This is a genomic window from Chryseobacterium sp. ISL-6 (genome assembly GCF_018613715.1).
In the GTDB taxonomy this organism is placed as follows: Bacteria; Bacteroidota; Bacteroidia; order Flavobacteriales; family Weeksellaceae; genus Chryseobacterium; species Chryseobacterium paludis.
The window spans coordinates 120,044-132,972 of sequence record NZ_JAGGPT010000002.1 but is presented as its reverse complement, the minus strand read 5'-3'; the positions used below and the strand labels follow the sequence as shown (position 1 = coordinate 132,972).

General features: G+C 34.1%; 10 protein-coding genes. 3 read left to right on the top strand and 7 right to left on the bottom strand.

What is annotated here, in order from left to right; genetic code table 11:
- Positions 1 to 115: 115 nt before the first annotated feature.
- The gene (locus J7E44_RS05525; RefSeq protein ID WP_214826390.1) at positions 116 to 1,285 is read left to right on the top strand and encodes a THUMP domain-containing class I SAM-dependent RNA methyltransferase; all 1,170 of its coding nucleotides are present in this window, start codon (positions 116 to 118) and stop codon (positions 1,283 to 1,285) included.
- A gap of 33 nt (positions 1,286 to 1,318) precedes the next feature.
- Here J7E44_RS05525 and J7E44_RS05520 read toward each other — a convergent pair whose 3' ends face one another.
- The 3 genes from J7E44_RS05520 to J7E44_RS05510 form a co-directional block, all read right to left on the bottom strand.
- Complete coding sequence (locus J7E44_RS05520) at positions 1,319 to 2,092, bottom strand: nuclear transport factor 2 family protein (RefSeq protein ID WP_214826389.1); 774 nt, start codon at positions 2,090 to 2,092, stop codon at positions 1,319 to 1,321.
- A gap of 88 nt (positions 2,093 to 2,180) precedes the next feature.
- Positions 2,181 to 3,020, bottom strand: coding sequence for a helix-turn-helix domain-containing protein (locus J7E44_RS05515; protein ID WP_214826387.1), 840 nt, complete (start codon positions 3,018 to 3,020; stop codon positions 2,181 to 2,183).
- 42 nt (positions 3,021 to 3,062) lie between these two features.
- Entirely contained in the window at positions 3,063 to 4,073 is a 1,011-nt protein-coding gene (locus J7E44_RS05510; RefSeq protein ID WP_214826385.1) for an SDR family NAD(P)-dependent oxidoreductase, read from the bottom strand.
- Positions 4,074 to 4,316: 243 nt separating this feature from the next.
- Here J7E44_RS05510 and J7E44_RS05505 point away from each other — a divergent pair, with 243 nt between their 5' ends.
- Positions 4,317 to 5,321, top strand: coding sequence for a glycosyltransferase family 2 protein (locus tag J7E44_RS05505; protein ID WP_214826383.1), 1,005 nt, complete (start codon positions 4,317 to 4,319; stop codon positions 5,319 to 5,321).
- Positions 5,322 to 5,356: 35 nt separating this feature from the next.
- Here J7E44_RS05505 and J7E44_RS05500 read toward each other — a convergent pair whose 3' ends face one another.
- On the bottom strand, positions 5,357 to 6,586 hold the full coding sequence (locus J7E44_RS05500) for an aminotransferase class I/II-fold pyridoxal phosphate-dependent enzyme (RefSeq protein ID WP_214826382.1): 1,230 nt from the start codon (positions 6,584 to 6,586) through the stop codon (positions 5,357 to 5,359).
- 145 nt (positions 6,587 to 6,731) lie between these two features.
- On the opposite strand from J7E44_RS05500, the gene J7E44_RS05495 reads away from it, so the two are divergent.
- Positions 6,732 to 7,190 carry an Lrp/AsnC family transcriptional regulator gene (locus tag J7E44_RS05495; RefSeq protein ID WP_214826381.1) on the top strand — a complete coding sequence of 153 codons (459 nt, stop codon included), beginning with the start codon at positions 6,732 to 6,734 and terminating at the stop codon, positions 7,188 to 7,190.
- Here the strand turns inward: J7E44_RS05495 and J7E44_RS05490 are convergent.
- The 3 genes from J7E44_RS05490 to J7E44_RS05480 all read right to left on the bottom strand — a co-directional run bounded on the left by J7E44_RS05490 (position 7,187) and on the right by J7E44_RS05480 (position 12,706).
- Entirely contained in the window at positions 7,187 to 8,209 is a 1,023-nt protein-coding gene (locus J7E44_RS05490; RefSeq protein ID WP_214826380.1) for a bestrophin family protein, read from the bottom strand. The two genes, J7E44_RS05495 and J7E44_RS05490, sit on opposite strands and share 4 nt — an antisense overlap.
- Positions 8,210 to 8,437: 228 nt before the next feature.
- Complete coding sequence (locus tag J7E44_RS05485) at positions 8,438 to 10,510, bottom strand: alpha-ketoacid dehydrogenase subunit alpha/beta (RefSeq protein ID WP_214826379.1); 2,073 nt, start codon at positions 10,508 to 10,510, stop codon at positions 8,438 to 8,440.
- A gap of 75 nt (positions 10,511 to 10,585) precedes the next feature.
- Positions 10,586 to 12,706, bottom strand: coding sequence for a S8 family peptidase (locus J7E44_RS05480; protein WP_214826378.1), 2,121 nt, complete (start codon positions 12,704 to 12,706; stop codon positions 10,586 to 10,588).
- Between the last annotated feature and the right edge of the window lie 223 nt (positions 12,707 to 12,929).

Genomic DNA, 12,929 nt, shown 5'->3' with positions numbered 1-12,929 from the left:
AAGATTATCGGTTCTTTAATGAAAAAGAGAGAGAGACAGTGCATTTACTTTAATACTAAATGATAAAATCTTGAGCTCCAGCTATGATGGTTGGTAATCAGGTTGATAATAATATATGGATACAGAAAATATAAAAATTCAGATAAAAACTTTCTTCGGATTGGAGCAGATCTTAGCTGAAGAAATTAAAAAATTAGGCGGGAGAAATGTTGAGGTTAAAAACCGTGCAGTAAACTGTGAAGGAGATTTAGGGTTCCTTTATAAGATCAATTATTCAGCAAGAACGGCATTAAAAATCTTAGTACCTGTTTTGGAATTTAAAGCTTTTAATCAACACCAGTTCTATGATAAGCTTTTTAAAATAGAATGGGAGCAGTTTATGGATGTAGATCAATCATTTGCAATTGATTCAACGGTAAATTCTGAAACATTTAAGCATTCACAGTTTGTCACCCTGAAGATGAAAGATGCTATTGTGGATTACTTTCAGGAAAAATTTAAAAAACGTCCCAATATAGAAACGAAAAGCCCGGATATTAAATTTCACCTGCATATTGACAGAGAATTGGTTACCATTTCTCTGGATTCTTCTGGTGATCCTTTATTCAAAAGAGGATATAGAAAAGAACAGGGTGAAGCACCTATCAATGAGGTATTGGCCAGTGGAATGCTTCAACTTGCAGGTTGGGATGGGAAAGGAAATTTCCTTGATCCGATGTGTGGTTCCGGAACCCTTTTGATTGAAGCTGCAATGATTGCTTTAGATCTTCCTGCACAGATCTTCCGAAGAAGATTTGCATTCCAAAACTGGAGTAACTACGATGCTGATTTATTTACAAAGATCAGAGAGTTCAGAGTAAACAGAGTAAGGGAATTTCATGGAAAAATTGTAGGGTACGATATTGATGGTAGAATGTTAAATGCTGCCGCTGTAAATATTGAAGCCGCTGAAATGGAAGATGTTATTGAGGTTAAAAGACAAGATTTTTTCGAATCTAAGAAAGAGCTTTTCCCTTTACTAATGGTTTTCAATCCGCCTTATGATGAAAGGATCTCGATTAATGATGATGATTTCTATAAGAAGATAGGAGATACCTTTAAGACCCATTATCCAAATACTTTAGCATGGCTGATTTCTTCGGATCTTGAGGCTGTGAAGAAAATAGGTCTTCGCCCATCCAGAAAAATCAAGCTATACAATGGAAAATTGGAAACGAGATTTTTACAGTATGAGATGTATGAAGGAACTAAAAAAGTACATAAACTGGAAAATAATAATGATTAAAAAAAGCCTTCCAAATTTTGGAAGGCTTTTTAATTATTCAATTTTCTTATCTTCTTCTAGAAGGTTTCCATTCTCGTAAACGTTCATTTTTATAACCTTATTTTTTTCCTTTATAAATTCGAAAATAAGGTCTCTTTCTTTAGCGAAAAATTTGTTTGGGGTTTCGGGATAAAGTACAAGTGTTTTACCTCCGGCAACCAGATTTAAAACGGAATTTTGAGTTTCGATAGAAATAACACCGTTTTTAGCACTGTTGTATTTTCCGTTATATATTTTTAAAATCTCGGAACTTAATTTCACTTCTTTTCTTTCATTTAGATAAGGAGCGGGACCATGGTTATAGCTTAAGACCCGTGACATTTTCCAAGCTCCATTTTCCAATATCCACAGATCAGTAAATTTTGCTAAACCATCGCGAAATTCTTTTTTACCAGTTTCATTGATATAGAAATAATGGTCACCAGAAATAATCAAGCCGTAAAGTTTATCATCTTTTTTCATTGGAAAAGTCTGAACCGTTTTATCAATAGCCTCCCTTCTTAATCGGAAGTCTTTATTACCACATAGATTTCTTTGAAAAGTGATCTCTAAATTAGAAGCCCCTTTCGTTATACCGCCTTTATCGTGATAAAATTCTACATCATTGGGAATGAAACGCATCATTTCGCTAACATTACATTTGTTGTAAGCTGTCCAGAATAAACTGTCACTTTTTATTGCTTCTTTTATGAGGGCTTCATTGTTTTGAGCAGATAAAATTTGGAATGGTGAAATTAAGATGAACAGCGTGAAGATATAGTTTTTCATTATTTAAGATTGAATATTCTGATTACGAATATGAGGATTTTTTTTGAACTAAAATTTCTATTTTTGTTGAAATTCACTTGATTTAAAATTAATCTGTGTCTTGGAATATTTTTGAAGTTGTAGAGGTTGTTCTTGATGGCGCATAACCATATTGCTTTTTAAAAGCATAAGAGAAATGTGATAAATCTTCGAAACCGACTTCCATAAAAACATCCGTTGGTTTTTTATTCTTTTCAGCAAGGTGATAATGAGCCAATTCTAAGCGTTTATGGGTAAGCCAACGTTGAGGAGTGGTTTTAAAGGTCTTTCTGAAATCCCGATTGAAGGTTGATAAGCTTCTACCCGTGAGATATCCGAATCTTTCAAGTGGCATGTTGAACATGTAATTTTTCTCCATAAAGTCAACCAGATTAATCTTTCCAGGTTCCTCAAAATTGGCTAACACGGTGTCAATATCTGGATTGATTTCCCTTAGGATACTAATCGATTCCATGATTTTTAATGACGCAATATTTTCCGGAAAAGGCTGTGTCATCTCAAAATAAGGAATAAGAGAAGCCAGGCAGCTTTCTAATAAGGGATGATTGCTGAAACTGAAAATTTGAGGTTCTTTTCTGATAATAGATTGTTCTGTATCAATTGATGAGTAGAACTGTTTTAAGCGTTCTGTAGTGAGATGCATGACCACAGCTTTATGAGGACGTCCATCTTTTGGATAGTTAATAATCGTAGCTAATTGATTTCTTGGAATAAGAAAGATATCTCCTGATGTAAAGTGATAAGAGCGATCAGCCTGGATAATTTTTGTTTCACCAGATATAAACCATACTAGCATATGAAACTCAAAAACGGTTTCTGTTTTGAAGAGCTTATCTTCATAAGAAGAAAGTTTGATATCCGGTGTAATATACTTAATATGAAAATCCATAGATTTTAGTTTTCACTAACAAAATTATTCATAAAAAAAATATTAATCAACATTAAACTGAATTCCAATCATTTCTTCGCTGAGTTCCCACAATCGTTTTGCATTTTCTTGATCCAGAGAATAGTATTGAACTCCTCTAATTGTTGAAGGTTCATCAAATCTGTGTTCAATCTGTCCATGGTCTATTTCTGCAATATCACAATTTTCACAGTATACACCGCCAATGTTATCTAGTAAGGGACTTGTCGCACACCAAATGGTAGTAGCCGCTCCCTGTGGAATGGTTTTTAATTTGGCTTCAACTTCAGGTTTTATATTTCCATCAGCATCATGAGTTCCCATTTGTTTATAAAGTTCAATAGGCTCTTCTCTGCCCAAATCAGTTCCATAAACAGATCCAGGATGTAAAGAATAGGCTCTTACATTATAGGCTTTACCTCTTGAATCCAGCTCTACAGCAAAAAGATTACTTGCCGTTTTTGATTGTCCATATCCCAGTAATGTTTGGTATTCGCGGTTTTCAAAGTTTGGATCTTCAAAATTAAAAGGTGACATTTGGTGTCCATAAGATGAGACATTAATTACTCTTGCCCCATTAGCCTTTTTAAGTGCTGGCCATAATTTTGCTGTAAGATGAAATTGTCCTAAATAGTTTGTAGCTAGTTGTGACTCTATTCCACGGCTGTCTCTGCGTAATGGAACCCACATAATTCCTGCATTATTGATCAACAGATCGAGCTTTCTCCCTGAAGAAATGAATTTCTCTGCAAATGCATCAATAGAATTGGGATCTATTAAGTCCAATAATTCTATTTCAATATTTTGTATTCCAGCTAAGTTTTTTGTAGCTTTTTCAATGTCTCTCGCTGGAACGATTACCCTGGCACCAGCCAAAACCAATATCTTTGTTGTTTCTAAACCAATACCGGCATAGCCACCTGTAATAATAACTGTTTTTTCGGAAAGATCAATTCCTTTAATCACATCCTCACTGGTAGATTTTGCATTGAAGCCTGAATAGATTGGATTCTGTAGATTTTTGTTTTGTATCATTTTTTTATCTTTAATTGTTGATACAAATTTAGATCAGGCACATGATCTTTGTTTTGTTTAAACTGTCAATTTACTTTGTTTAAAATTTCATATCTAAGAATTTAAAAAATTAAAAGACCCCGTTATATTAAGAATACGGTTATAATTAAAGGTTATTTTGCCTTAAAGTGTTAATTTCGGTGAATACCTGTTAAACTGTTTGTAAATTCTTTTATGAATGGTTAATTTTGACAAATTTTCAACTTGAAACCTACAATTTCCATCGTTATCGCCATATTCAATCGAAAAGATGAACTTTTTGAATTGTTAAACTCCTTGACTCAGCAAACTGATAGAGCGTTTGAAATTATTGTTGTCGATGATGGCTCTTTAATAGATCTCAAGCCAACCATAAGGAATTTCGAAGAAATGTTATTGATCAAATATTTCAGAAAAGACAACTCTGGACCTGGTTTGTCGAGAAATTTTGGCGCAAAAAGAGCAGAAAATGAGTGGCTGGTTTTTGTTGATAGTGATGTTATTGTTGAAAAGGAATATATAGAAAATATTAAGAAAGATATCCTGGAGATTCCTTGTGATGCATTTGGTGGTGCTGACAAAGCGCATAAAGGGTTTAATCTAATGCAAAAAGCTATTTCATATTCTATGACCTCTGTTTTTACAACAGGTGGTATTCGTGGAAATAAAAAAGCCGTTTCCAAGTTCCAGCCTCGCAGTTTCAATATGGGAGTGAAAAAAGAGGTGTTTGATAAAGTAGGTGGTTTCTCTGAAATGAGAATAGGAGAGGATCCGGATCTTTCAATGACACTTTGGGAAAATGGTTTTACAACAGCTTTCTTTGATAATATTGCAGTGTATCATAAACGTAGAGTAGATTTTGGAAAATTTTCCAAGCAGGTATTTCAGTTTGGTTGCGCAAGACCCATTCTTAATCAGAGACATCCTAATTACGTGAAAATTTCATTTGCTTTTCCAAGTCTATTTTTATTAGGTTATATTTTTGGATTTATCGAATATTTTTTACTCGGAAGAGGAATTATTCTTGCCTTTTATGGTTTATATACTTTTTTGGTTTTCTTCCATGCATTATTGGTTACAAAAAATATAAGTATTGCAGGAATGGCAGTAATTTCTACTTATGTTCAGATGTTTTCATATGGATATGGATTTTTAAAATCCTGGATTCTATTGAATATTTTCAGAATGAAACCGGAAGACGCATTTCCAAAACATTATCATAAAAAATAAATGCTGTTGAAATTCAACAGCACTTATTACGATAATTAGTATATGGATGTGTTTTCATGGTGGTGTAGAACGCCTGTTTTTAGCATACATTCTTTCATTTTTTGATATGTTCTTTCAATATCATGATCCAGGCCAATTGAGAATCTGATTAATCCATCAGAGATTCCCATTGCAGTACGTTCTTCTTCAGGAATTTCAGAAGAAGTCGAACTACCTGAGCATGAGAATAATGTTTTGTAAAACCCTAAACTAACTGCTAAATAACCAAGATTTTCCTGTTGCATGAGTTCCATCAATTCGTTTGCTTTATCAGTAGTTCCAGCATCTAAAGTCATCAGTCCTCCAAATCCGTATTCTTCATACATCATGCTTTTCATCAGTTCATGGTTTTTATGAGAAGGTAATCCAGGATAAGAAACTTTTAATCCATCCTTTTCGAATCTTTCAGCCAGATATTGGGCATTATAACTATGCTGCTTCATTCGGATATGAAGCGTCCTCAGATTTTTTAAAATACTTGCCGAACGGAAACTGTCCATTGTGGGACCGAGAAGCATACACGCACCGTTATTTACGTTTTTCGTGTCATTAATGAATTCCTGTGTTCCACAATAAACACCACCTACGGTATCACTGCTTCCGTTGATAAATTTAGTTAAACTGTGAATCACTATATCAGCACCAAGTAAAGTTGGAGAAATTGAAAGCGGGGAAAAAGTGTTATCAACGATCAGTTTTAGGTTGTGTTTTTTACAGATTTCGGAAAGTTTTCTCAAATCTGCAACCTCAAGAAGCGGATTGCTTACACTTTCACAATAGATAACTTTAGTGTTTGGCTGTATAGAATTTTCAATAGATTCAAAATTATTGATATCTAAGAAGGTAGTTTCGATATTAAAAGGAGGAAGAAAATTTTTGAGAAATGCATAAGTCCCACCATATATAGTTCTGCTGGAAATAATATGATCACCACTTTTACATATCTGTAAAAGAACAGAAGTAATAGCTCCCATACCGGAAGCAGTAACATTAGCAGCTTCGGTATTTTCCAATTTAGCTAAAGCTTGTGCAAGGTAGAGATTCATCGGAGAAGAATGTCTTGAATATAAATAGCATCCTTCTGCATTCCCTTCGAAAGTATCGAACATCGTTTTAGCGGAAAGAAACGTATATGTAGAACTGTCAGAAATTGAAGGATTTACTCCACCAAATTCCCCAAAGTACTGCAAATCCTGTATCTCATTTGCTGCATTAAAATCTTTCATATTTTTTGTTTTTAAATTTGAACTATTTTAAGTTTTATTACAATGAAATATTTAAATATTAGAATATAAATCTATTATTTATTATTATATTAGAAAATATGTTTGTTATATTTGAATAATATAAACTTTTTCCAAAAAAAAATCTATGAGCTTTGATGAAATTGATAGAAAACTGTTGCTGTTTTTACAGGAAGATTCCAAGCAAACGACCAAAGAGCTGTCCTATAAACTAGGTTTATCAGTTACTGCAGTGTATGAGCGTATTCGAAAACTTGAAAATACAGGTGTTATTTCCAAATATGTAGCATTACTTGATAAGCATAAAATTGAGCGCGATTTTATGGTATTATGCCATGTAAAACTTATTCAGCATAAAAAAGAATATGTTTTACAATTTGAAAAAGAGGTAATGGACTTGCAGGAAGTTACAGAATGCTTTCACGTAAGTGGTGACTACGATTATATTCTTAAAATTTGTGTACAGGATATGGCGGATTACCGCAACTTTATGTTGACAAAACTGACCACTTTACAGCACATAGCAAGTACACACAGCTCCTTTATGATTTCTGAAGTGAAAAATACAACAGCCGTTATTCTTTAGACTAAAACTCCTTGTTTTGATAAGATAGGATCTGGAAGATCTTCTTCACCCATCATTTGTAGTAGATCGATTTCTATTGTTCGGCAAATGGAAAGCATTGGAATATCAAACATCAGTCCGGCAAAAGGGTTTTCAGAATAGTCTCCCACTAATTCCATAACAATATAAAGCCATCCGACAACAACACAGAAAGGGATACAGGTCCATAGTCCCCAAACACCTAATCTTGCAAATTCATTTACTAAACCCAATGGAAGGAGTATAATAAAAATAACAATAAGGATAAATCCCGTATTTGCAAATTGTCTTGGTGATGGAAATTTTTTTATTCTCTCCGCTCTCCCTTGATGTTCATAAAATTCATTAAGGCAGGTCTGAAGCTGCATCTGGTTAAAATCCGAAATGTAATTGTTATTCTTTAAATCATTGATTTCTTTTGCCTGTTTTGAAATGAGGTAGGTTGCAAAATTTTTATACTCTGATTGTAAATTGAATTCTTCTTCAGACAGGTATTTCCTTTGAAAAAGTAAAGTTCTGCCATAATCAGGAAATCCTGCTTTTATAAGCCTGTGACGTTTTTGATTAACGGCTCCGAAATGTCTGGTCAGGCTAATGTGTTCCCATTCTGTAGGAACTAACAACTGTTCACGGAAAGTGTAAAGCCATGCAATATGGCGGTACACTATTTCCTTTCTTTTTATATTCAAACGGTCTGAGTCTCCATTTTCAGTAGTAAAAGCATACATCATAGAACTAAATGATCGGCTGGAATTCACAATGCTTCCCCATATTTTTCTGGCTTCCCAAAGCCTATCATAAGCCTGATTGTTTTTGAAACCAACAAAGAAAGCTACCGCAGTTCCTACTAAAGCTACCGGAATCCATGGAATGACCATCCATTCCCAGTCAAAAAAATAAAAAAGCGCTACCACTAAGGTACACCAGCATGTAAGCCATATCAAATGGGCACCTGCCAAATGTAAAACTTGTTTATAATTAAAATACTTTGTTGTGATCATAAAAGGGATGTGTTTTTACTGAGGGTGTCTGGAGCAAAATAAATACCAAGTTGCATAAGGTATTGACTTATTTATTGATGTTAAAATAGAATTAAATGGTATTTATTAAATATTTTTCTGTTTTAATGCTTCATAATTAAATAATATGCATAAATATATATTAAAATTATTAAAAAAATGCATAAAAAAACCTCTAAATATTTAGAGGTTATATATTGTAGATAAAATTTAATGTTGTAACATTTCTTCAATTTTCTTCGCTAACTTTTCGGCGTTTGGAAGCATTTCTTTTTCCAAGATAAGATTAATAGGCACTGCTGGGGTGTTTAAAGATCCCATTGTTTCTACAGGGGCATCAAGATATTTGAAGCAATTTTTAGAAATACGATGTGCAAAAGCTTCTGCAAATGAATTGTTGATCTGCTCTTCAGTAAGAACAATACACTTTCCATGGGCTTTTACTCTTTCAAAAACAAGCTCTTCATCGAGAGGAATTATTGTTCTCAGATCGATTACTTCAATTCTTCCGTTAAAGTTTTTAGCAGCTTCTTTAGCCCAATAAACTCCCATTCCATAGGTTACAACTAATAACGTTCTGCCTTTAGATATTTCGTCTTTCTCAGCTTCAATAATTACTTTTCCTTTTCCAAATGGTAAGATATAGTCTTCTGCAGGTTCTATCGTTTTTGCATCTTCAGTTCCCGGAACTTTACTCCAGTATAAACCTTTATGCTCCAACATGATTACTGGATTCGGATCATAATAAGCTGCTTTTAATAAACCTTTAAAATCAGCTGCATTACTTGGATAGGCTATTTTAATTCCTTTAATATTGGCTAATATACTTTCAACACTTCCACTGTGGTAAGGTCCACCACCGCCATAAGCTCCAATCGGAACACGAATGATGTTGCTTACAGGAAATTTTCCGTTACTTAAATAATTAGATTTTGAAATTTCTGTAATCAATTGGTTGATTCCAGGATAAATATAATCTGCAAACTGAACTTCAACAATTGGTTTTAAACCAACCGCACTCATTCCAACTGTGGAACCTATAATATATGCTTCCTGAATAGCCGTGTTAAAAACTCTTTTACTTCCGAATTTTTTTCCTAATGTCACCGTCTCACGGAAAACACCACCAATTCTTTCTCCAACATCCTGCCCATAAAGTAATGCTTCGGGGTGTTTCCACATCAATTCCTGGATAGCATGAATAGCAGCATCTACCATTACGATTTTTTCTCCTCCCGCAGGCTCACGTATTCCCACTTCTTCCACGATTGGTGTTGGAGCAAAGATATGCTGCATTACCGTTTCAGGTTTCGGATCTTCTGCTTTTTGAGCTCTTTCAAAAGCTTCTTCAGCTTCTAACCTTGTTTTCTTGGTAATTTGTTTTAATAATTCTTCATCAGCTCCAGTTTCCAGCAATTGTTTTCTAAGGATTTCTCCCGGATCTTTTGCTCTGTGTTTTTCTAGATCTTCATCATCTCTATAAAATTCTCTTCTAACTCCTGAAGTATGATGTCCGATAAGTACCGTTTTTGCACAAACCACTAATGGTTTTCTTTCAGTTCTTACAAAGTCTACGGCTTTCTTCATTACCTCGAAACTTTCTGCAAAGTCAGTCCCATCCACTCTCATTCTGCTTAAACCTGTAAATCCTGCAACAAAATCATAGGCATCACACGTTCTTGCCTCTTCTTTGGTTACTGAAATTCCCCATTCATTATCCTGTACCAGAAATATGATAGGAAGTTGATGTAAAGCAGCAAACTGTAAGGCTTCACTTACTTCACCTTCTGTTACTGAATTGTCTCCCAGACTGCATACCACAACAGGGTTGTTTTCAAAATTTTGTAAATTAAAATCCTGAATATATTTTATTCCCTGCGCTACTCCTGTCGTTGGAATGGTCTGCATTCCCGTAGCGGAGCTTTGATGAATAATTCTAGGCATTTTTTCATCTCTACTCGAAGGGTGTGAGTAATAAGATCTACCTCCGGAAAAAGGATCATCAGCTTTCGCTAATAGCTGTAGCATTAGCTGGTAAGGTTCAAAACCAATACCAAGTAGAATACTTTCATCTCTGTAATAAGGAGATACCCAGTCTTCTTTTTTTAACTGATAAGCTGTCGCTAACTGGATTGCTTCATGACCTCTTGAAGTACTATGAACATATTTACAAACATTTCTGTTTTCTTCGTAGATGTCTGCCATCGCTTTGGCAAGCATCATATGGGTATAAGCTTTAAGTAAAATATCCTGAGAAACTTTCTCGTGAAGTGTATTTTCCATAGGAAGCAAATATACATAAAAATTCAAAATACTAACAATCGTTAGTATTTTGTAATTGTCTATTTATTTCATGTGTTATTCTTTAATAACTTTCTTGGAAATACTTTCCTTTCCGGTTTTTATCTCAATGATGTAAATACCTTTCACATAGATTGATAGATCTATATTGGTTTCTATATTGTTAATTTTACCATTCTGTAACCTCTTCCCTGATAAATCATAAACAGTAAAAGTTGAGCCTTTAGATGCTTTTATTACCTTAACAATATCCTTTGTAATTGTAGGGGCTATTACTATTTTGTCCTGGAATTTTCTTTCATCTTTTGTTACTAAGAATTGATTATTGCTATATCCGGTTGCAATAATGCTATAATTTTGAGGAGCGCTTTGATTGGTATCATTAATTAAATTTCCCTTATTTGAAATTTCAATTCTATAAGTTCTTCCTGCAACAGGAGTGTCAATTACTACCTGTTCCACATTATCTACTGTATTATCAGCTTTGGTAGCTGGTGCCATTGGGGAATTGGCATCGAGCCTCCAGGGATAATAAACAGTGTTGGTAGCTGTATCAATAATTCTAAGATCGAGATCGTTTATTAATCTCGATGTTCTGTTGTTATAATAAGCGGCCGCATTAGTGGTGGTGGGGAGATTTGTGAAAGCCGGATCAATCCAGGAAATGGTAACTTTTAGAGGTTCATTACCTGAAGCTACAACATTTCTTTTGTTGACAACTCCACTATTTAGAGTTTCAATATCAAATAGAACACTATTATTCGCTTTCCCAACCAATAGTTCTGCTCCTTTTTTTGAATTGATATATCCCCAGCCATACCATGGGTCAGGACCAATGTTTCCAGCTTCGGATGCAGCATGAATCATCAGTGTTTTTGCAGACGCTGCATTGAGTTCAGTGTTGAATAATTGCTTATTGATTTGAGTCCAAAGCCCAATAATTCCTGTTACGATTGGAGCTGCATAAGAAGTTCCACTACCAATGGTTGTAGAATTACTACCTATTGTATCCTCATTTGTTGAAGCGCTGGCAACACTTGTTCCAGTGGTTGTGATATCTGGTTTTATAGCGCCGTCGTCTCTAGGACCAGCACTGCTATAACTAGATTTTAGAACATCTGTTGCGGTTGCATATCTTCCTCCATTTGTTGTGATAATGTTGGTGGCCCCTACTGCAATAATGTTTTTAGCCAAAGACCCGGCATTGACGCAGTCATAACCTAATGCGCAATTATTTTGAGGTAAAATATCTGTTGCAGCGAATGGTATTTGATTGTTTGACGAATCGGTATAATATTTAGGCATTGTAGTTCCTGTAGGGCCCATTCCGTAATAATTACCGGTAGACTTTACAATAATATAAGAAGGGTTATTGTAAACGATTTGGTCATAATTTCGGTCATTAGACAAATAAGTTCCCTGTAAGTCAGAAGAAACTCCTGAATTATATTCGCCTTTCCAGAGCCATGAAGAGGTCCCGTTAATCGTTGTTCTGCTCCATCCAAAATTGGTGCCATATGAATGATTGGATATCTTAGGCTCTGCAATTATGATTTTTTGATAAATGGTACTGGTTGTTGTATTGCCGGGTAGAGTTGTTGTGGTAAAAGTGTAATTGTCAAAAGTAGCATTTTGAGCAATTCCTCTAAAATTAACATCACGGGTAGTTCCATTTGTAAAGGTAAAGGTGTAAGGGTAATTTTTTGCACCAATAAATCCCGTTACTGCAGTAGAATGTGAACTGTAATTCAAGTTGCTGTTTTCTTTATTAGTGACTCTGCCGGTTGAATTGTTAAACAGGAAATGATCAGCATAGGCTCGACCACCATCAAAAACTGTGTATTTAATATTTTCTCCATTAAAAGAACCTGTTAGTCCAATTACGGTTCCACCTTGCAGATGATCAGAATTAGAATTCAGGATTTGATCCACATCTTCGGATTCATAAAAATAGGGTTTGCCAGCAGGAGTGAACCCTGCTAAATTCATTCTTAGCTCTTCAATCTCTTTTTGATATTCAATTGTTTTATTGGTTTTGTATTGATTGGAAATATAAAAATCAAATTCTTCATTGTTTGTTCGGTTTTGTTGTTCAAATTCTTTTTTTAAAGTTTCATTGTTTTGGGCACTCAATAGAAAAAATAAAAATGTGTTTGCAAAAATTAAAGTTTTTCTCATATCAAAAATGTTTTCTTTATACATGTATAAAATTATACATAAAAATCCTTAATTTTAATAAATGGGATATTATTAATTAATTGTTTATCAGTCGTTTAAAATGTATTGTGTGATAGTTTTTATTTGAAAGTGAATTAATAAGATTGAGAGTTTTACTTGAAAAAAATATTGACTCTTTTGGTTATTAGTTCTTTGGGTATTTAAAATTTTATTTTATTATAAA